Here is a 21333-nt window from a genome sequence, read left to right as displayed (position 1 = left end):
GCCCTCAAACAAAATTAGCTTTTAGAATTGAATTGACAAACCTTTTTGAATAACTTTGGGTGTGTATATAAAAAATTTACTCTCGCAACAATTTCAATGGTCTCCTACCCCTCAACAAGAGCAAGTTTTTGAACTATTAACAAATTTTCTTCACACTTTTTCTAAAAATTCCTGCTTTATTCTGAAAGGTTATGCGGGCACAGGTAAAACAACCATAATTTCAGCGTTAGTACAATCGCTTCCGCGAATAAATAAAAAGTCTGTTCTGCTCGCTCCGACTGGCCGTGCAGCAAAAGTTATGAGCGCCTACTCTGGACGCCGTGCGTTGACTATACACAAAAAAATATACCGAAAAAAAAGCGCCACTTCTTTGCAGATGGATTTCTCAATTGCGGAAAATCTTCATGAAGAGACTTTATTCATTGTAGATGAGGCGTCCATGATCAGTACAGAAGGTTTTTCTTTTCATTCAGATGGTCTTCTATCGGATCTGATTCGATATGTGCAATCGGGTAAAAATTGTACACTCATGCTTGTTGGCGATACTGCACAGCTACCTCCTGTTGGTCTAGATTACAGCCCCGCTTTGGATATTGGTTATATAAATGCGGAGTATGGTCTCGAAGTGTTTAGGTATGAAATGACCGATGTCGTACGCCAAGACAAAGGCTCAGGAATTCTCTTCAATGCAACCAAAATTCGTAATGAAATCAAGTTGGATGAGGAGTCACCCGAATACACTTTCCCAAAATTCATTACACAAGGCTATAGAGATGTTTTCAGAATGACTGGTGACCGACTTATTGAAGGCTTACATTATGCATATGACAAATACGGGATAGAAAATTGCATGGTGATTTGTCGTTCGAACAAATCCGCAAATCTCTATAATAAACATATCCGAAATCAAATTCTTTTTCAAGAAGAAGAAATAACTGGTGGTGACATCGTAATGATTGTAAAAAATAATTATTACTGGCTACAACAACATGATGAAAAGCATACTGGATTTATTGCAAATGGTGATATGGCAGTAATTAAAAAAGTGAGTAATATTCATGAGATGCATGGTTTTCGCTTCGCGGATTTGTATTTGGAATTCATGGACAACAATGAAGGTGACGCTGTACGTTGTCGTGTGCTATTGGATAGTCTACACGTGGATGCTGCGCAACTTCCTTACGACGAACAGCAAAAGCTTTATCAATCTATAGCAAAAGATTACGAAGATATTGCTACGAAAAAAGATCGTATGGAGGCTATTAAAAAAGATCCATACTATAATGCGCTGCAAATCAAATTTGCGTATGCCATTACCTGTCATAAAGCGCAAGGTGGACAGTGGCCTTTGGTGTTTGTTGATCAGGGTTACATGACAGACGAAATGCTAACTACCGAATTTTTGCGTTGGTTGTATACTGGTATTACACGTGCGACGAAAGAGTTATTTTTGGTTAATTTCAATGAGAAATTTTATTAAGAAAGCCGTACTCATTGAGCACGGCTTAAAAAATAGAACGAATAGAATATATTATTTAATAAAACTGATTGTAAAATTATAATGGTATTCTTTTCCAAAAAATCTGTATTTATCCAATGGAGGAGATTGCCACGAATCTAATCCCGCGACACCACGTTGGAATAAATCCACATTTAAAATGACATTTTTAGCTGGAAGCACATCTTTGAAATGTTGTTGCTTTTTCGTCATTCCCGGATCCAAATCTTCCGTTCTATAGTTTGTAGCGCTTACCGATAAAGGTTGACCACCATCTATACGAATGCCCTTTCCGTTTTCATCTGTCAAAGTTAGCCAACGAACATCTGTCTTATTTCCTGTTTCTTGTGGACGATAATATGCATGAGCTTGATCTTTGACTTCGCCTTTCCAGACCCCCATAAAAGTATCAAATTTAGGCTCTACATAATTCTCCCAAGGACCACGCCCATACCATGTAAAGTTTTGGAAGCGATTTTGTAACTCAAAATTGAATCCAAATCGAGGAAGTTCAGGATGATTATCAGTTAATGCTTTGTAAGTCGCATCAATAGTTAAACTTCCATCTTTATTCACAAGATATACTAATTTCACTTCCGCTTCTACACCAACTAGTTTGATCGTATATTTTACAGCGTAAGCTCCGTTTCTTTCTTCAATACCCTCAAATTTGGTTTGGCGTAAATAAGAAGCTGCTTCCCACACGCGTAATTTTTGCTGCGCTTTTTCTCCAAAATCATTATCCGTTGGTGCTCTCCAAAAATGTGGTGTAGGAAACTTGGTGATATAATCTTTGCCTGAAAGGTTCACCCATCGAAGACCATCCCCTTTTCCAAACTCATAGGTTACACCATTGGCAACAAATGTCAATTTCCAATCCTCTTCCTTTTTTTGCACAACTTCACCATCTGCAGCTGCGTTTGCAAAGTAATTATTTCCTGACAATTCAAACTCATCTTTCGCAACTTCAAATCCAGCCGGAATAAATTTCGTGGCTTCTTTGCTGTATGCAAATACCTGAAGATAATATTCTGATCCAGCTTCAGTATTTAGTTTCGGAAGATTTAGCTGTACATCCTGACGGCTATCAGCAGCAATTGTTACTTCAAAATTGCCGTTTGCTATTTGCTCGCCATTCTTCAACAACACCCATTTGAATGAATGATCTTTAGGCGTAATTGGAATAAATTTATAATCATTAATTACGGTAATCTTTCCTGAATTGGCATTTTTTGTATCAAACAATATATTTTGATATACTTTCTTCACGATGTGCGAATGCGGTAAGTATTGCTGATCGGGTGAAATTATTCCATCCATACAGAAGTTACCATCATTTTGTTTATTGTATCCATACAAATCACCACCATAAGCGAAATATTCACGTCCTTGGTCATCTAGTGTTTTGTAGCCATGGTTATACCATTCCCAGATATAGCCACCTTGCATGTTTTTACTCGATCGAAATAGATCCCAATAATCTTGAAAATTACCCATACTATTTCCCATAGCATGTGCATATTCGCACATGATAAATGGTCTTCCTATGTCCTTTTTAGAAACTGCCACCATATCATTCCAACTTGGGTACATTGGACATACAATATCGGTATTGCGATCATAAGCAGCTTGTTCATACTGTACTGGACGACTTTTGTCACGTGCCTTCGCAGAATCGTACATATCAAAGAATGCTTTACCATTGCTGGCCTCATTTCCTAATGACCAAATAATAACAGATGCATGATTTTGTCACGCTCCACCAACCGTATTATTCTATCCAAATGTGCATTTTTTCATTCTGGGAAGTTAGAAACATTGCTTGGTCCCTAGCCTAAGCCATGAGATTCTAAATTCGCCTCATCAACCAAATAAAGACCATGTTCATCGCACAATCTGTACCACAGCGGAGTCTGTGGATAATGCGACATACGAACAGAATTAATATTCAATTCTTTCATCAATTGAATATTACGAATCATGGTTGCAGAATCAACAACATTACCAGCATTGGTATTAAATTCATGTAGATTAACACCTTTGATCAATATTTTTTTTCTGTTTACAAAAAGTTGACCATCCTTTATTTCAACTTTACGGAATCCAATACGATGGGATGTTGTCTCCACAATATTGTTATTTGCATCGCGTAATGTAATCAACATATAGTAAAGGTTTTGCGTCTCAGCCGTCCACTGCAAAGGCTTTTTGATTGTCCCATTAAAGTTGACCACTTCCACTTTATCAGAAGAAACATTTATTTTTTTGCTTTGCGTAAAGATTTTCTTGCCACTTTTATCTATAACGCTGACTTCTACAGTTTGTGGAATAGATTCTTTCGCGTAATTTTTAATATTTACGTCTACATTCAATTTTCCATCTTTATACTGATTGTCTAGATCAGCAAGTGAAAAGAAATCTTGAATGCGCGTCTGCGCAGTGCTATATAAATAAACGCTACGATTTATGCCACCCAAGCGCCACATATCTTGATCTTCAATATATGAGCCGTCGCTAAATTTTTGCAATTGGCAAGCTAGCAAGTTACTTCCAGGGCGGATATATGCTGTGATATCAAATTCTGCGGGGCTTTTAGCGTTCTCTGTATACCCCACTTTTTTGCCATTAATCCACACGTACATAGAGTTCGTTCCTCCCTCAAAATGTAGATAAACACGACGACCATCCCAATCTTTTGGAATATCGAATTTGTGTCTATACGAGCCAGTTGACGAATCTTCGCGATCAATATATGGAGGATTGACAGGGAAACCAAAACCAATATTTACATACATAGGAACTCCATAACCATTAAATTCCCAATTGCCAGGAACAGGCATCAAAGTCCATCCTGACTGTCCTGAAATTTGATTTAGCATACCTTTTTTCCAAATTGGTTTTACTTGTTCAGCATAATTTTCTTCCAAATAAAAATCCTTTGGTGCATCCGCGACTTTATCTGTCCAATAAAATTGCCAATTGCCGTTCAACGATTTGTAATACGGCGAACTTGAAAAATGATTTTTCAATGCTTGCGTTTCATTGGCATAGGGTAATGCCGTAGCGCGTGTTACTTCTTTATTTACGGCAAATACCTCAGGATTTTCCCAATCAGGCTTATTTTGGGCAAATAAGTTTATAGCATTTAAGAATGCTAAAATCAAAAATAAAATTCTCATTAGTAAGTTTAGTTAATTTAGGGTCACCAAACACAATGAAATTATGTTTAAATATAAATTTTTAATGAAAATGAAATTAAAAGGAAATTAGCTAATGCAATACTTAATATCAGGTTTAAAATTTTAATTACACAATCTTTTAATAAAAAGCGACATTGAGCAGTCGCCTTTTTTAGACAAATTAACTTCCTTAAATTGTTACACGTCCGCCAGTGGCTGGAATAGTTGCGCCGGAAATATACGAAGCAGCTTCTGATGCCAAAAAGACATATATAGGTGCAATTTCTGCGGGCTGTCCAGGTCTTCCCATAGGTGAATTATCCTTACCAAAATTCTCATGATCTGGGATTGTACTTGGTATCAAAGGAGTCCAAATCGGCCCTGGCGCTACAGCGTTAACACGAATTCCTGATTTATCTTCCATAAACATTTGTGCCAGACTAGCCGTGAAATTTTGTATTGCACCTTTAGTAGCGGCATAAGGCAATAAAGTTGGGTTAGGTTCATACGCATTGACTGAAGTTGTATTTATGATAGAACTGCCAGGACGCATATGCGGTTTTGCGTATTTAACCAAATAAAACATAGCTCGAATATTTGTATCGAAAGTTTTATCCCACTCAATGGTGTCAATATCTTCAATTGAGTTATAGGTCATCTGATAGGCTGCATTGTTCACCAAAATATCGATTCTTCCGTATTTAGAAATTGTTTTCTCAACAATCTTTAAGCATTGGTTTTCATTGCGGATATCACCACGTAGGAGAATCCCCTCACTTCCTGCCTTCTCAATCCAATCTAAAGTTTCTTTGGCGTCTTCATCTTCCACCTTATCTTTGTAAGAAATCACAATCTTTGCCCCTTCTCTTGCCATAGCAATGGCAACAGCTTTTCCGATACCGGAATCCCCTCCAGTTATAATACATACGGCGTCTTTTAACAAGCCTCTACCTACATAACTTTGCTCTCCGTGGTCAGGTATAGGATTCATTTTTGAAGTAATTCCTGGGACATCTTGCGGTTGTTTTGGAAACGGTGGAATCGGATATTTTTGAATAGGGTCTTTACTTTTCTTATTATTCATAGTGTAGATAATTAATTCTTCAAATAGTTTTTTAAATAACAATTGAGAAGTGTTTCTGTTCAAAGTATATCCCTATCTAAATTTTTACATGCAAATACAACTTCCGTCATTTAGATACGCTATTTTAGTAGAAAATTAGTATACAATACATAATAACCTTTATGAAATACATTTTTACGGGATTATTAGCTTTAGCGTTTTGCTTTACACAAGGGCAAGAGAAGAAAAGTGAAGTAAAACCCAATTACCAGTTAGCAGCAAAGTTTAGCCCTGCAAAATTGAGAAATCTAATATTCTCAACTGAAGTACGTCCAAATTACATCAATTTTTCTGATAAATTTTGGTATGAATACGCAACATCATCAGGTAAAAACTGGTACATCGTTGATCCTGCCTCACGCAAAAAAAATCTATTATTTGAGAATGGCGAGATGGCGGCTAAAGTTACTTCGACTGTCAAAAATCCATTCGACGCGCAACATTTGCCTATTCAAAATCTTAGATTTTTAGACAACAGTGATCAGATTGTTCGTTTTGAAGTACAAAGCACCAAAGATACCGTAAAGAGTAAAGAGGAAATTAAAAAACTCACAAACAAGAAAGATACGCTAAAAAAGAAGTTGTTTCATTTTGAGTATAATATTGTTTCGAAGCAACTTAAAGAAATTAGCGATACCACAAAAGAAAAATCAAAACCTAATTGGGCAATCTTTAATCCAGATACCAGCAGAGTATATTTTGCAAAAAATTACAATATCTATTGGATGGATTATAAAAATTACGAGAAAGCTGTCAAAGATGAGAAAGATTCGACTATTGTAGAGCATCAGATTACTAAAGATGGCATACAATATTATGCTTGGGGAGGAGATCAATACAGTACAACGACTGGTGATCGTAAATCCATCTTGGAAGAAGAACAAAAACGTAAACCCGTTCGCCTTAGCTGGTCCCCAGATGGTAGACATTTCATCATTACCCGTAAAGACAATCGCGATTTATCAGCACTATGGGTTATTCATAATGTAGATAAAAAACGTCCAGAACTGGAAACTTATAAATATTTGATGCCAGGTGAAGTTGATTCGACAGAAAGTGAGCTATACATCTTTGATAGCAACAGTCATCAGCCTAGAAAGATCAATGTTTCAGCTTTCAAAAATCAAACACTATCACTTTGGAATAAAGATCAAAGTAAAGAAAATTACAAAGGCAAACACTATATCAATTACTGGCTTGGCAACAATCAGGAATTTTATATTGCACGTTCGTCCCGTGATTTGAAAAGAATTGATATCGTAGCCGTAAATGTTGATGGCTCAACGCGTGTACTTGTTGAAGAACGCATGAACGTCTATCAAGATATTCAAAAACCTAAACTAATTGCTGGTGGCAAACAATTTATTCATTGGTCACAGCGTGATGGTTGGGGACACTATTACTTATATGACATCAGTGGTAAATTAATCCACCAGATCACTAAAGGTGAATTTCATTGTAATGATTTGTCTGCTTATCAAGAATCGACAGGAACACTTTTCTTCCAAGCAAATGGAAAAGAAAAAGATATCGACCCTTATTATAACTTCTTATATGCGGTAAATAAAGATGGTGGTCCAATCAAACTGTTGACGCCAGGAGATTACGATCATCAATTGGAAGGAAATGAAAATGCGAATTATTTTATAGACAACTTTTCGCGTGTTAATACTATTCCGCAATCCAATCTTTATTCTTCGACTGGTCAATTGATCATGAAATTAGAAGAAGCTGATTTGAGTCAATTGTTTGCGGCAGGCTATAAATTTCCCGAACCATTCAAAGTAAAAGCTGGTGATGGTATTACTGATATTTATGGCGTAATGTACAAACCGTTTGATTTTGATTCTACAAAAACATATCCTTTGGTACAATACGTATATCCAGGTCCACAAACCGAAGCTGTAAACAAAAGTTTTGGCAGAAGTATGGATAGAATTGATCGACTAGCACAAATGGGATTGATTGTTATCTCAGTGGGTAATCGTGGAGGTCATCCAGCTCGTTCGAAGTGGTACCATACCTATGGATATGGTAATCTTCGTGATTACGGTTTGGAAGATAAAAAGGTTGCAGCAGAGCAATTAGCAAATAGACATTCATTCATTGACATCAATCGTGTAGGTATTACAGGGCACTCTGGAGGTGGTTTTATGTCTACTGCAGCGATGTTGGTTTATCCTGATTTCTTCAAAGTTGCTGTTTCGGGAGCTGGAAATCACGAAAACAATATTTATAACCGTTGGTGGTCTGAGCGTCACCATGGTGTACAAGAGGTGGTTTCGGATAAAGGTGATACTACTTTTACATACAATATTGCAAAAAACACAGAATTAGCTAAAAATCTGAAAGGAAAATTGTTAATTGCGACAGGTGATGTAGACAACAATGTGCATCCTGCAAATTCTATTCGTATGGTGGACGCATTAATCAAAGCCAATAAAAGATTTGATTTCTTATTACTTCCTGGACAAGCACATGCCTTTGGTAATATGACTGAATATTTCTTTTGGAAGATGGCAGATTACTTCAGTGAACATTTGTTAGGCGATTCCAAAATGAACGAGGTTGACATTACTGAGATTAACAAAGAAAGACCTTTAACACGTTAATAGCTTACATGCAACAAAAAAGAATTGATCAAATCACAGAAGCACTATATACCAATAGTGCTTCTGTAATTAAAGAAGGAATTCTTAAATATGCAACAGTTGAAGAATTGTACGAATTGTGTTTATATCCCGTAGAAAGAACTGCTTTCCGCGCAGCTTGGTGTTTAGAGCATGTTTTGCTGAATGCTGATAAGGAAATTTTACGAAATAAGAAAACACACACTTTTCAGGTTTATGCTAAGTCCAACAATTGGAGTGTTTTGCGCAGTATTTCGAAGATTGTTATGGAGACTTTGGAATTAGTAGCCAAAGATTTGGAAGAAATTGAGACAGAAAGATTATTAAATAAGACATTCGATATGCTTGAAAATAACGAATGTCCCATTGCAGTACGTTGTAATTGTTATGATATTCTATTTTCTCTCATCTACAGAGAAGATTGGCTGATCTCCGAACTTAGACAGCGCATTCAATTAGATCTTTCGAAAAATGAAACACCTGCATTAAAAAGCCGAGGAATGAAAGTTTTAAAGAAACTAGAACGAATAGCGAAGTCCTAAAGAGTAAAAGTTATAAAAATCGTTAGCTGATTTCGAAGGATTACCATTAATAGAATAAGGAGTATATCCATCTAAAACGTCATTTTGTCCCATATTAAATTGTGAATTAATGACTAAGCTTAATGCTGGCCCATTACTTGTCAACTGATTATTCAGAGGTAAAACAGCGCCCAAATTCATTGATGGTAAAATTAAAGTTCTTGTCCGGTCTTTAAATATTGGGAGCCCTGAATTATCGTAGCCTTCTACCATACCATATGTACTATAATTTGCAGGATTGTGATATATATAGTCATAATGATTTATAATATATAGCGATCCTACACCAACATATAAAGATTCTAAGATAACATCTTTAAACGAACGTAAGTAACTCTTCTTAGAAAAAAAACTAAATGGATGCATTATTACCCTAAAACCACCAGCCATATAATCGTTATGGGACTGTTTGGGATTATCCGAATTTGTAACTTCAGTTATTAATGAGCCAAATTGACTTTCAACACCAATTAATAGTCCTTTCTTAATTTGATAATCAACTGTTATTGTTCCTGATGATCCTATTGCATTATTATTATGAACATCACCATAAAGTTGAGTAATACCGTATCCAGCTGTGATATGAAATCGCTTTGTTTCTCCTAATTTACCTGATAATGGAGGACAGTACTGAGCAATTACTGGAGCTAGACAACAAACACATAAAAATATAATCAAGTAAAATCTCATAGATAATATAATGGTTAGAATAAAGTATTTCCTTTTGTAAAGTTGATTTTTCCTAAATGTTTGTAAGCGCTTTCCGTACATTCCCTTCCCCTTGAAGTTCGCATAATATAACCTTCTTGAATCAAGAATGGCTCATATACTTCCTCAATAGTTCCCTCATCCTCGCCTACAGCAGTTGCTATAGTTTTCAAACCTACGGGACCACCCTTAAATTTATCAATAATAGTAGACAATATGCGATTATCCATTTCGTCCAATCCATGCTCGTCTACATTCAATGCATTCAACGCATATTGCGCGATAGCTTTGTCAATATCACCATTACCTTTGATTTGCGCAAAATCTCGTGTGCGTCGCAACAAAGCATTCGCTATACGTGGGGTACCACGACTACGACGAGCAATTTCATATGCGCCTTCCTCACTAATTGCTGCACCCAGAATACTCGATGAACGCTGTACAATAGTCGTTAACAATTTTGCGTCGTAATATTGCAGGCGCGCATTAATTCCAAAGCGTGCGCGCAATGGAGAAGTTAATAGCCCAGAACGCGTAGTAGCACCTACTAAAGTAAATGGATTTAAAGTGATTTGTACTGAACGTGCATTAGGCCCTGTCTCCAGCATAATGTCAATTTTAAAATCTTCCATCGCCGAATACAAATATTCTTCTACCACGGGAGATAAACGATGTATCTCGTCAATAAAAAGAATATCACCTTCTTCCAAATTTGTAAGCAATCCTGCTAAGTCGCCTGGCTTATCCAACACAGGTCCAGAAGTAATCTTGATGCCTACGCCCATTTCATTGGCAATGATATGCGACAAGGTCGTCTTACCTAGTCCTGGAGGGCCATGCAGAAGAACGTGATCCAAAGCTTCACCCCGTAATTTTGCTGCTTGAACAAAAATGGATAAGTTTTCCAGAATTTTGGCTTGTCCAGTGAAATCATCAAAAGTTTGCGGACGCAAAACTCTTTCCATTTCCTTGTCGGTTGGATTCAATCTTTCTGGATTTGGATCAAGATTTTCGTTCATTATTTATAACTTTTGAATAAAGATTCTAATTTTAATTGTATTACACCAAAAAAAGCTTCCCTAAATATCTTTGTGCTCATTTTGGATTCGCCTAATGTTCTATCTGTAAAGATAATCGGAACTTCTACAACATTAAAACCATATTTGGTTGCTTTGAACTTCATCTCTATCTGAAACGCATAGCCTACAAATTTTATTTCATCCAACTTGATTGTTTCCAATACTTTTCTGTGAAAACATACAAATCCTGCCGTTGCATCTTGAATATTAATTCCTGTAATCATACGAACGTACACAGACGCGAAATAAGACATCAATACGCGGCTCATCGGCCAATTCACAACGTTCACTCCTTTGATATACCGTGAACCAATAGCCATATCAGCACCTTCTAAAGCAGCTTGACGTAAACGAATTAAATCCACGGGATTGTGACTGAAGTCTGCATCCATTTCGAATATATAAGTATATTCTCTAGCCAAAGACCACTTAAATCCATGTATGTATGCAGTACCTAACCCTAATTTCCCTTTGCGTTCTTCAATAAATAATTTCCCATCAAATTCCCCCATCAATCGATTAACCACATCCGCGGTTCCATCTGGTGAACCATCATCAACCACTAAAACATGGAAAGGAACATTTAATGAAAAAACCTTTCGAATGATATTTTCAATATTCTCAATTTCATTGAAAGTCGGAATTATTACAATACTATCAGCCACTATAATTTTAAAAATATAAGATACAAAATTAACAAAATAAACGGCTCCTTAAAGTCATTTTTAGTAGAGAAAAAGTGTTTCCTCCTAAACAGTAAAAAAAAGAAAAGCTCCTGAAATTTCAGGAGCTTTTTGTGTTATTTTACGCCGTGCATCAATTTCTTGAGGACTGGATGTAATAGTATTATCAACACACCTGCAACTGTAGGTACAATAGTAAATATTAAGAAAAACGTACTTAACGAATATGCTTCTGTAATATTTTCAATTTGACCACCCAAAAGCGCTGCTAATTTGTTACCTATTGCAATTGCCAAATACCACATACCAAACATAAATGCAATCATACGTGCAGGAACCAATTTGGACACATAGGATAAACCAACTGGTGACAAACACAGTTCACCTAACGTGTGAAATAAGTAAGCTAGAATCAACCATAACATAGAAACTTTCACGCCATCAGCGATGCCGTGTGCACCATATGCCAAAAATCCAAAGCCAACTGCCATAATAATCAATCCTAAGCCGTATTTAACAGCTGCTGGAGGATTAAATTTTGAATCCCAAATTTTTGAAATAGAGGAAGCAAACGTAATAATGAAAAATGAGTTCAAGATTGAGAACCACGATGGCTCAATTTCAGAAGCTTCTTTTGTAAATTCATTGTATAACATCCATGCTGCTACAATCCAAACAAAAGCAAATGTGATTGCCAGTACGATATTGGTAGATGGAGCTTTTTTCCAAGTACCTTTTGCTAATAAATATAATACGTAGGAAATCAAAATTAATGGAACGACAGTCAATAACGTATTGAAAGTATTGAATATGGTTAAAGATATTCCAGCTAAAGATCTGTCAACACTATCTCTTGCGAAGATTACTAATGATGATGCCGCCTGCTCAAAACTCATCCAAAAAAAGATGGTAAAGAAAGCAAATATAATTACTGCTATCATTCGGTCACGTACAATTTTATCATAGCGAACCAAACGCGAAATAATCAATCCGATGAAAAGTAGTAAACCGGCAATAGTCAAAACATACATTCCTCTCAACGTGTCCAAACCTAAGAATGAAAGGTCAACTGACGGCAACAAGTCTATCTTGCCAATTACATACAATGGCGCATCAAATGCAAATAAAAAACCAATTATCGTTGTGATAACAATAAGAATATAGTCTATTGCAGAGAAAGGATTTCTTTTGTCATTTTCAGCTTTTTCATCATTGGTAGTTGAGACAACCGCAGAATCTTTGTTTGGCACTTCACCGATTGTTCCAAAAAGTGGTTTTGCCAACCAAAACTGTAACGTACCTAAACCCATAAATACTGCTGCAAGACCGAATCCATAATGCCATCCAAGATTACTTGCCAAGTACCCACAAAGCATCATACCGAAAAATGCACCTGCATTCACCCCCATATAGAAAATAGTGTAAGCACCATCCTTCTTTTGCGGGAATTTCTTGTACATTTCAGACAAAATTGATGTCATATTCGGTTTAAAGAAACCTGTTCCGATGACTAATAATCCCAATCCCAAATACAATGGAATCGTACCATCGAAGAACATGGCTACGTGTCCCAAGGTCATGACTATGGAACCAATTACAACAGCCCAACGGTAACCTATAAATCTATCGGCTATAATACCACCAAAAATTGGGGTAATGTACAACAACATCGCGTAGGTAGAATACAGTGCACCGGCATTTTCTGCTGACCATCCTAGACCTGGATTACCACCTGTAATAGCTGCTGTAAGGAATAAAACCAACAATACACGCATCCCATAGAATGAGAATCGCTCCCACATTTCTGTGAAAAATAACACGAATAATCCAGAAGGATGCCCAAGCACCATGCTATCATCTATCCCCTCTTTTCTAAGCTCTGCTGCAAAATTTTCGTCTGTAGTGTGACTCATTATTTTATTTTTAGAATTTAAGTATCAAAAGTACGATTTCACCTTTGATAATTTATTCTATTCTTAAAATAATAACGCCCATTGCTTTTGACAATGGGCGTTATTGTTGTTTTAACAATTATATTAATTAATACCGTGCATTTTCTTTTTAAGCATTGGATTCATCAAAACCAAAATTAATGCTACTGCCATTGGCATAATTGCAATAATCAAGAAGAATGTTGATAAAGAATACTCCGCAGAAATTTTATCTATCATTCCGCCCATTACACCAGCGATTTTATTTGAAATTGCAGATGCCAAGAACCAGAAACCGAAGATTAATCCCAATAACTTTTTAGGAGACAATTTACTTACATACGATAATCCTACTGGTGATAAACATAATTCGCCCATTGTTTGGAAAAAGTATGCTAATATTAACCAAATCATACTCACACGTACTGCACCTGCTGCCGCGCCTGCTGGAATATCCATCGCACCGTATGCAACAACAACAAAACTAAAACCTACCAAAAATAATCCTAATGCGAACTTAATTGGGCCCGAAGGATTCCATACGCGCTCCCATACTTTACTGATTGCTGAAGCAAACATTACGATAAAGAAGGCATTCAAGATTTGAAACCACGAAACTGTTACTTCTGTTTCCAATGAAGTGAACTCTCTCTGTACTTTCCATAAGCCCAATACAGCGATCGAAGCAAATGAAATTAGTGTAAATAAAATCGTTAAGGGGTATTCTTTGAAAATTTTCTTGGATAAGGATAATAAAACATATGTAACTACAACTATTGGGAAAATAGTCAAAATCGCATCTATCCATTTGAATGATGTTGCAGCACTACCTTCCAATACACGTTGAGTAAAGTCTTTTGCGAAAATACTTAATGAACCACCTGCTTGTTCAAACGCTAAAAAGAAAAATATACTCGCAATCATCAAGACGGCTACGACAAATAATCTGTCTTTAACTACGTTTTTAGGCAAAACTTCTTCTGTATCATCTTTTTTAACAGCCGCTAATTCTTCTTTTGTTTTAGGTTTATCCCCGATTACACCAAATATTTTTTGTCCAAAATAAAATTGCAACATTCCGAAGAACATGAAAATTCCAGCCAAACCGAAACCATAATGCCACCCGATTTTTTCTCCTAAGTAACCACACAATAATGACCCCAAGAATGCACCAGCATTGATACCCATATAGAAAATCGTGTACCCAGCATCTTTTTTCGAACTTTTGTCTGGATACAATTGACCTACCATCGACGAAATATTCGGCTTGAACATACCATTACCTAATATCATTAGACCAAGACCGATGTAGAAGAAATTCTTTTCAAATCCCTCTAACGCCATAGATGCATGTCCTAATGTCATCAATAAAGCACCTAAAAGGATCGCTTTCTTAAATCCAGTCAATTTATCCGCGATTATACCACCTAATACTGGCGTTGCATATACTAATCCAGTATACCAACCGTATAGGCTCATGGCATCGGCGTTGGACCAGCCCCAACCACCTTTAGTAATTTCTGTTATTAAGAATACAGTCAATAAGGCACGCATACCATAATAACTGAAGCGCTCCCACATTTCTGTGAAGAACAAGACAAACAAAGCTACAGGATGACCGAATACCTGCTTGTTGCTGGCACCCAATTTATCCAAATGCGGCTCTAATAATTCTTCGTTTTGTTGAATCATAATCATTGATTAAAATGAAAAATTTTATTTAGTTACACCGACAAAGAAAAGATTTTTTTTGAATATATACCTAACCTCGCAAAAAAATTACAGCGCATTCAATACTATTCAAAATATCAAAGCACAACTATAATTGGTGATTTAATGCTCCAAATTTAAAATAGTAATGTCTTCCTGCAACACTAAATCGCTCTTTCGCAAGACATAAGCATCATGCGACATGTCTGGCACATTTTGATCCTTCTTGCCTCCTTCTAAAGGAATGAGATGATCAAATTCAATTCTCTTATCGTTTTTATTATACTGCAAAAGCATCGTTGCTTGCTTCGCATACGTAAAAATTTTACGTGTTATTTTCGGATTATCAGAAAAAATTGTGGCTCCCAATTTAACTTTTCCCTGCGGATCAATAGTCAACACCTCAACTACTTTTTTACTTACCAATGCATCATGCCCTTTCCAGCCTAACAACAAATATTGATTTGGACGAAAAGGTACAATTTCATAATACTGTGCTCCATACCAAACACTATTATTCAATTCATTCGTATGGATATCAGCAATTTCGAATGTTTTATCCAATAAAGGGATTAGTTTGAGCGTTCCTGATTTAAATTGTATACTGCCATAATACAGATAAGATCCATCTTGAAGTGGAACATTCCATGTAAAGATTCGGAAACTATCGTCGGGAGAACGGACGGCTGAAATCATATTCAGCTTATGGAAGTCGTAAAAATAAGAGTTGGGCTCTTTTAATGCAGAAACCAGAGTTTTGACAAATAAAAAATTGCTTTCTAATCGTTCAACCTCTGCTGTTTGTGCAAATACATTTTGTCCAATTTTGTACAAACTATCTTGCCAAACTTGCATCTTCTGTAGATTTTGCCCAAAAGAGACACTACAGAGAAATAGGTGGATGAAAGTAAGAAAGCAATTCTTCAGCATAAGCGCTTATCTGTATCTCTCTAATAATTTCTTAGTTGCGATAATACCATCAATCTCACTCAATTCCGAACCTTCATATTCAATACCAACGAAACCTTTATATTTAGCATCTTTTACGATCTTCATCATCTTATCGTAATCGATGTTACGCTCATTTCCATTTGCATCAAATACATGAGATTTTGCGCTCACTCCTTTTGCATACGGCATTAAATCTGTCACTCCTTGGTAGCGATCATATTCATAGAAGTTTCCAAAATCAGGCAAAGAACCACAATTTTTCTTTCCAACTGATTTTAATACATCTGCCAACCAGTCGCCATGTGAAGATATTCCGCCATGATTCTCTACAGTTACATTGATTTTAGCTTTTTTGCCATAATCTGCTAATGTAGATAAACTTTGTACGACACGTTTTTTCACATCTTCTTTTGAACCTCTACCTGCTGCATTTACACGAATTGATGTACATCCTAAAAAGTTTGCTGCATCAATCCATTTGTAATGATTTTCAACAGATTTTAAACGTTTTGTTTCATCTTCATCACCCAAATTACCTTCTCCATCTACCATGATAAGCACATTCGTCACTCCGCTCGATTTTGCACGATTTTTTAAATCTTTTAGATAAGTCATATCCTGAGCTTTATCTTTAAAAAATTGATTTACATACTCGACACCGTAAATGCCAAATTTCTCAGCAGCAAATTGCGGAAAATCAATATTTTTAAGATCACCCCTGTTAATTGTTCTGTGCAACGACCATTCTGCCAACGAAATATCAAACCATGATTTCTTAGCAGCAAATAAATCTAAGGATGGTGCAATTGTTACCCCTGCAGCAACCAATCCTAAGTTTTTAATAAAATCCCTTCTTGTATTCATGTTTATAAGTATTAGTATGTTTTTTAAATGTTTGCCCACCCCGAAGTCAACACATCAACTAGATGCATTGTCTTGATCGGAATATTATGTTTGTCAATATATGCTTGCAATTGCAATAAGCAAGAAGAATCTGTCGAAATGATATAGTCAGCATTTGCAGCTTGCGCATTTCGTACTTTCTGCTCTGCCATCGCACTCGATATCCCCTCAAATTTCACAGCAAATGAACCTCCAAATCCACAACATGTTTCTTGGTCTTTCATTTCTACAATGTCGAGTCCACCAACATGCGAAAGCAATTTACGTGGTTCATCCTTTATTTTGCATTCTCGAAGTGCCGAACATGAGTCATGATAAACCGCTGTACCCACCAACTCCGCACCGAAATATTCTTTCTTCAATACATTAACCAAGAAATCTGAAATTTCGAAAATATTGCGCTGCAAATTACGACACGTGTTATGTTCAATAGAATTCGTAAACAAATCGTCATAGCCACCTTTAACCATCCCAACGCAGGAAGCGGAAGGTGAAACGACATAGTTGTTATCAGTAAAATCCTTCAAAAATTTTGATCCAACTTCTTTCGCTTGATCCCAAAAACCAGCATTATATGCAGGTTGCCCACAACAGGTTTGCTCTGTATTATAAATCACTTCGCACCCAGCCTTCTCCAGTAATTTTACGGTGTTAAAAGCCGTCTCAGGATACAGTTGATCTACAAAACAAGGAATAAACAATTCCACTTTTCTATTCATTGACACGTGCTTTTAAGCTAGAATTATATTTAAGAACCCTCAATAATAGCAAAAATCCTAAAATAAAGAAAATTGATAATGACAACGCCGAGTATCTGATATTGTGTGTGAGTTGTTCTATCAAGCCAAAACATACTAGACCAACCACTATCCCTAACTTTTCTGTAATATCATAAAAACTAAAGAATGCAGTCGTGTCTTCTAGGTTGTTCGGCAACATCTTTGAATAAGTTGAGCGAGACAAAGATTGTATTCCTCCCATCAATAAACCAACCATGACAGCTAATCCATAATATTGCGTTGCATTCGTCAAGTAATATGCAGTTATACAAATACTTGACCAAAGTAATGTAACTAAAAGCAACACCACAATATTTCCCCAGATTCGTGCTAACTTGGACATAATAAATGCACCAACGATAGCTACCAATTGAATCAAAATAATAATAGTAATTAATGATTTTTGTTCTAGTTCCAGTTCTTTCTGACCAAACATAGTGGCAACAACCATAATGGTTTGCACCCCCACAGAATTGAAAAAGTAAGCTGGTAAAAATTTCTTAATTCCTTCATTTGCTCTCACTTGACTCCATACGCTTTTGAACTCAGAAATTACACGATCAAACAATGAATTTCCGTTCGCAATGACAGATGGCGTATTGTTGGGCAATGCTCGAAATGGGATCATAGAAAATCCAAGCCACCAGATTCCGACAAGTAGAAAGGATAACCGAGCAGGAAAGGAAGCATCAGTAATTCCAAACCACTCTGGTTTTAGCACAAATACAAAACAAATTACTTGGATTGTAACGCAACCTACATAACCATATGCAAAGCCTTTAGCACTCACCTCATCTTGTTTATCGGGAGTTGCAATAATAGGTAAATACGAATTATTGACGGCGACACCACCAATGTATCCCATTGCGGCTAATGTAAAGCATATTATACCTAACTCTAATGTCTCAAGTTTGAAAAAAAACAATCCCATACACGCAATAGAGCCTATATAGGTAAACATTTTCATCACATGTAGTTTTCTACCTTTTGCATCTGCATACGAAGAAAGAAATGGCAAAGCTAAGACCATCAACAGGTATGCAGCGGCTAAAGCATAATTAGACAATACCGTGTTAATAACCTCAAAACCAAAGAAGTTAACAAAATCATCTCCACCTGTACTTGAACTAGTAATAGCAATATAATAGATTGGAAATATAGTAGAAGTAATTACAAGGTTATAAGCTGAATTTGCCCAATCAAACATTGCCCATGAACGAATGAGTTTCTTATCGTTCTTAATATATTCTTCCATTTGAGTCTAAGGTTGCCTTTGCTAACAGATATTTTTCTTAATAGTTTTGACGAATAAAAGTCATTATTCTAACCATTTCTCTTCGAATATACGATGTTGGAACTGCATAATTATTATTCAAAAAAGAAAAAGCAAATTTTCTTCCCGAACGTGTCACAATATAACCAGATTGGCAATGCACAGAATTAATTGTTCCTGTCTTAGCCCAAATAAATGCTACACCTTGATCCAACGCGTAAGCAGATTTCAGCGTACCATCAACGCCACCTGCCGGAAAGAATAGATAACGCTGATTTTCATCTGGTATTAAATCTTTAATGGCTACTAATAAATCAACCATATTACGCGGGGTAATCTTATTGTAGGTAGACAAACCACTACCGTCTCTCAAAAAGATGGTGTCCTGAAAATTATTATAATACTCCTTTTGCATGTCGTTTCGAAGAGAATCCGTATAAAAGCCATTATAAACCTTATCCGAAACCAACATCGTCAAATGTTCCGCTAGAAAGTTATCACTTGGCAACATCATCTCACGCAATACTACATTTCGACTTGTCGAATACAGAGTTTTCAAATCAGCAGGTCTTTCTAAATTTTTCAACAACCCAACTTCCCTTTGCAACGTATCTTGTAATAATCGAACAACCAAACTATCAGACCAAATAAAGGGCTTGCTCGTACTAAAGTTCTTCGGAACATTCAAATTTGACATCTCAAATTTATTGGAGTTCAAATGACGAGACACCCAAAATCTGCGATGCATCCGTTCTCGAATATCAATGTTCTTAGCAAAAGAATTTGGTGTAGCTACCAATCCATTACCATTAGCTTGTAATCTAACAACATTACCATATATCGGAAACGTAGAAATTTCTGGCTGATAATATTCTTGATAATCCTCAATAGACCAGCCATTTCTATACGCTGGCTCACTCGTTTCTTGAGTAACGTAAAACAGTTTCTTTCCCGTATTTTTCAGAAAATGATACACACGTCTTGAATCCAATTTTGGATGAAGAAATGTAGGATCACCCGTTCCCCAGAAAAGCAATGAATCGCCTCTTTCTATATAATGAATTCCAGCTATGGAATCTCCCAAATGTTTCAACGAACTAAATAACGTATAGGTTTTGGTATTAGAGGCTGGTGTAAAATGCTGATCTTCTTTCTTGCCAAAGACCGCTTTATTACTATCCAAGTCATACAAGTAAAAACCGTAATGATGTTTTGGAAGTATGGTTGATTTAGCAAATTCCGCTTCTAAAAGATTAAAATCTTGGGCTTGTAAGCTTTTAAAGTTAAAATTCAATACGATTAAAGCTACTAAGAGGGTTAGATTTTTCATGAACGAAAAATAGTCATTTTTGAAACTTCGCAAGAATAAATAGTAATAATGAAACAAGTATGTTACATCTCATAACGCTATAAATTTTGATTCTACATTTTAGCATCCATTAATTTACTCGAATTTACACGAGGCTCGCCAAGTTGCATTTTAAGAACAAAAGCTCGATCACTGTTGTATTCCTTCGGAATAATTACATCATAATAGTTTTTTTTATCCAAATCATACCCAATATCAGCATGTTTAACGCGCAAATCAGTAAAGCTACTTCCTAAAATTAAAGCTTTAACAGACACTTCTTTCGAATTTTTAATTACAGGTATACGTATTACACCATTATTTGGCCGATTAACAACAGTTAGATATAGTGTATTGCCTTTTTGTGTATAGTAGCCATAGTTGGTTTTAGGAAAATCAGCATGACGCACAGCATGTACAGCTTCACCATTCACCTTCATCCATTCACCCAATTCTTTTGCAATCACATCCTCGCCTGGATGCATATTCCCTAAACCATCTGGTCCAAAATTCAACACAAAATTTCCATTCATGGAAACAGATTTCATCATTAATTCAATGATGTCATCTGTAGTTTTTGTGTATAATCCTGACCAATCTTTCATATATCCCCATCCATTGGGTGGGATCGTCATCACACAATCCCAGTCATTTCCATCCAACCACGATATATCCTCTGGAAGTTTACGTTCCCAACCTTGCTCATAATCACCTAACAAGATTCCATTTGAATCAAAATGACGCTTACCATATTCGTCATTTCGGAATCGTGAACCGATAATTAAATCCGGTTTAATAGTTCTTAATTCTTTCTCAAGGGCATAGGTAAACTCGTGTGATTTAATCCAAGATTGATCCCAAGTACCATCAAACCAAAAACTGGAGTTGCTACCTTTGAGTGGAGACAGATTTAAAAAATAAAGAATTAAATTTGTTAACATATGGCACGAGTATTTG

At 36.2% G+C, this 21333-nt stretch carries 17 protein-coding genes and 1 pseudogene; 3 read left to right on the top strand and 15 right to left on the bottom strand.

Features of this window, described 5'->3' with window-relative positions; translation table 11 throughout:
* The first annotated feature begins 61 nt into the window (after positions 1 to 61).
* Positions 62 to 1480, top strand: coding sequence for an ATP-dependent DNA helicase (locus GOQ16_RS15620; protein ID WP_160070143.1), 1419 nt, complete (start codon positions 62 to 64; stop codon positions 1478 to 1480).
* Between the two features lie 51 nt (positions 1481 to 1531).
* Here the strand turns inward: GOQ16_RS15620 and GOQ16_RS17715 are convergent, their stop codons facing one another.
* The 4 genes and pseudogenes from GOQ16_RS17715 to GOQ16_RS15610 form a co-directional block, all read right to left on the bottom strand.
* Positions 1532 to 2767, bottom strand: a complete 1236-nt coding sequence (locus tag GOQ16_RS17715) for a beta-galactosidase small subunit family protein (RefSeq protein WP_369073903.1) — start codon at positions 2765 to 2767, stop codon at positions 1532 to 1534.
* Positions 2756 to 3238: pseudogene (locus GOQ16_RS18200) on the bottom strand (glycoside hydrolase family 2 TIM barrel-domain containing protein); the annotation flags it as partial. The pseudogene GOQ16_RS18200 and the gene GOQ16_RS17715, both read right to left, overlap by 12 nt.
* A gap of 89 nt (positions 3239 to 3327) precedes the next feature.
* Positions 3328 to 4677, bottom strand: a complete 1350-nt coding sequence (locus GOQ16_RS17710; RefSeq protein ID WP_204987499.1) for a sugar-binding domain-containing protein — start codon at positions 4675 to 4677, stop codon at positions 3328 to 3330.
* 190 nt (positions 4678 to 4867) lie between these two features.
* Positions 4868 to 5761 (bottom strand): SDR family oxidoreductase, encoded by an 894-nt coding sequence (locus GOQ16_RS15610; protein ID WP_160070142.1) that lies wholly within the window; start codon positions 5759 to 5761, stop codon positions 4868 to 4870.
* 161 nt (positions 5762 to 5922) lie between these two features.
* Between GOQ16_RS15610 and GOQ16_RS15605 the strand changes: the two genes are divergently transcribed.
* Complete coding sequence (locus GOQ16_RS15605; protein ID WP_160070141.1) at positions 5923 to 8412, top strand: S9 family peptidase; 2490 nt, start codon at positions 5923 to 5925, stop codon at positions 8410 to 8412.
* Positions 8413 to 8420: 8 nt separating this feature from the next.
* Complete coding sequence (locus GOQ16_RS15600) at positions 8421 to 8972, top strand: HEAT-like fold family protein (protein ID WP_160070140.1); 552 nt, start codon at positions 8421 to 8423, stop codon at positions 8970 to 8972.
* On the opposite strand, the gene GOQ16_RS15595 is transcribed toward GOQ16_RS15600, so the two are convergent.
* The 11 genes from GOQ16_RS15595 to GOQ16_RS15545 all read right to left on the bottom strand — a co-directional run.
* The gene (locus GOQ16_RS15595; RefSeq protein WP_160070139.1) at positions 8949 to 9701 is read right to left on the bottom strand and encodes a hypothetical protein; all 753 of its coding nucleotides are present in this window, start codon (positions 9699 to 9701) and stop codon (positions 8949 to 8951) included. The genes GOQ16_RS15600 and GOQ16_RS15595 overlap by 24 nt on opposite strands.
* A 14-nt stretch (positions 9702 to 9715) precedes the next feature.
* Positions 9716 to 10738 (bottom strand): Holliday junction branch migration DNA helicase RuvB, encoded by a 1023-nt coding sequence (gene ruvB, locus GOQ16_RS15590; protein WP_160070138.1) that lies wholly within the window; start codon positions 10736 to 10738, stop codon positions 9716 to 9718.
* A complete protein-coding gene (locus GOQ16_RS15585; protein ID WP_160070137.1) occupies positions 10738 to 11463 on the bottom strand; it encodes a polyprenol monophosphomannose synthase in 726 nt (241 codons plus the stop codon). The genes ruvB and GOQ16_RS15585 overlap by 1 nt, the downstream gene beginning before the upstream one ends.
* Positions 11464 to 11597: 134 nt before the next feature.
* A complete protein-coding gene (locus GOQ16_RS15580) occupies positions 11598 to 13394 on the bottom strand; it encodes a peptide MFS transporter (RefSeq protein ID WP_160070136.1) in 1797 nt (598 codons plus the stop codon).
* A 123-nt stretch (positions 13395 to 13517) separates the two neighbouring features.
* Entirely contained in the window at positions 13518 to 15104 is a 1587-nt protein-coding gene (locus GOQ16_RS15575; RefSeq protein WP_160070135.1) for a peptide MFS transporter, read from the bottom strand.
* Positions 15105 to 15245: 141 nt separating this feature from the next.
* Positions 15246 to 15977, bottom strand: a complete 732-nt coding sequence (locus GOQ16_RS15570) for a hypothetical protein (protein WP_160070134.1) — start codon at positions 15975 to 15977, stop codon at positions 15246 to 15248.
* An 81-nt stretch (positions 15978 to 16058) separates the two neighbouring features.
* On the bottom strand, positions 16059 to 16937 hold the full coding sequence (locus GOQ16_RS15565) for a sugar phosphate isomerase/epimerase family protein (RefSeq protein ID WP_160070133.1): 879 nt from the start codon (positions 16935 to 16937) through the stop codon (positions 16059 to 16061).
* Between the two features lie 23 nt (positions 16938 to 16960).
* Positions 16961 to 17695, bottom strand: a complete 735-nt coding sequence (locus GOQ16_RS15560) for a (Fe-S)-binding protein (RefSeq protein WP_160070132.1) — start codon at positions 17693 to 17695, stop codon at positions 16961 to 16963.
* Positions 17688 to 19010: an MFS transporter gene (locus tag GOQ16_RS15555; protein ID WP_160070131.1), complete on the bottom strand. Its 1323-nt coding sequence runs from the start codon at positions 19008 to 19010 to the stop codon at positions 17688 to 17690. Before GOQ16_RS15555 ends, GOQ16_RS15560 begins: the two co-directional genes overlap by 8 nt.
* Positions 19011 to 19047: 37 nt before the next feature.
* Positions 19048 to 20358 carry a D-alanyl-D-alanine carboxypeptidase gene (locus GOQ16_RS15550; protein ID WP_160070130.1) on the bottom strand — a complete coding sequence of 437 codons (1311 nt, stop codon included), beginning with the start codon at positions 20356 to 20358 and terminating at the stop codon, positions 19048 to 19050.
* Positions 20359 to 20450: 92 nt separating this feature from the next.
* On the bottom strand, positions 20451 to 21333 hold an 883-nt coding region (locus GOQ16_RS15545), incomplete at its 5' end, for an alpha-L-fucosidase (protein ID WP_192922540.1).

It is taken from the genome of Sphingobacterium bovisgrunnientis, assembly GCF_009829085.1.
Taxonomy (GTDB): domain Bacteria; phylum Bacteroidota; class Bacteroidia; order Sphingobacteriales; family Sphingobacteriaceae; genus Sphingobacterium; species Sphingobacterium bovisgrunnientis.
This window is presented reverse-complemented; position numbering and strand designations above follow the sequence as displayed.

Excerpts from the sequence above, each read along its gene's own strand:
- GOQ16_RS15560 (WP_160070132.1), bottom strand. The coding sequence starts at position 17,695 with ATGAATAGAAAAGTGGAATTGTTTATTCCTTGTTTTGTAGATCAACTG.
- ruvB (WP_160070138.1), bottom strand. The coding sequence starts at position 10,738 with ATGAACGAAAATCTTGATCCAAATCCAGAAAGATTGAATCCAACCGAC.
- GOQ16_RS17710 (WP_204987499.1), bottom strand. The coding sequence starts at position 4,677 with ATGAGAATTTTATTTTTGATTTTAGCATTCTTAAATGCTATAAACTTA.
- GOQ16_RS15565 (WP_160070133.1), bottom strand. The coding sequence starts at position 16,937 with ATGAATACAAGAAGGGATTTTATTAAAAACTTAGGATTGGTTGCTGCA.
- GOQ16_RS15580 (WP_160070136.1), bottom strand. The coding sequence starts at position 13,394 with ATGAGTCACACTACAGACGAAAATTTTGCAGCAGAGCTTAGAAAAGAG.
- GOQ16_RS15600 (WP_160070140.1), top strand. The coding sequence starts at position 8,421 with ATGCAACAAAAAAGAATTGATCAAATCACAGAAGCACTATATACCAAT.
- GOQ16_RS15605 (WP_160070141.1), top strand. The coding sequence starts at position 5,923 with ATGAAATACATTTTTACGGGATTATTAGCTTTAGCGTTTTGCTTTACA.
- GOQ16_RS15610 (WP_160070142.1), bottom strand. The coding sequence starts at position 5,761 with ATGAATAATAAGAAAAGTAAAGACCCTATTCAAAAATATCCGATTCCA.
- GOQ16_RS15595 (WP_160070139.1), bottom strand. The coding sequence starts at position 9,701 with ATGAGATTTTACTTGATTATATTTTTATGTGTTTGTTGTCTAGCTCCA.
- GOQ16_RS15550 (WP_160070130.1), bottom strand. The coding sequence starts at position 20,358 with ATGAAAAATCTAACCCTCTTAGTAGCTTTAATCGTATTGAATTTTAAC.
- GOQ16_RS15575 (WP_160070135.1), bottom strand. The coding sequence starts at position 15,104 with ATGATTCAACAAAACGAAGAATTATTAGAGCCGCATTTGGATAAATTG.
- GOQ16_RS15555 (WP_160070131.1), bottom strand. The coding sequence starts at position 19,010 with ATGGAAGAATATATTAAGAACGATAAGAAACTCATTCGTTCATGGGCA.
- GOQ16_RS15570 (WP_160070134.1), bottom strand. The coding sequence starts at position 15,977 with ATGCAAGTTTGGCAAGATAGTTTGTACAAAATTGGACAAAATGTATTT.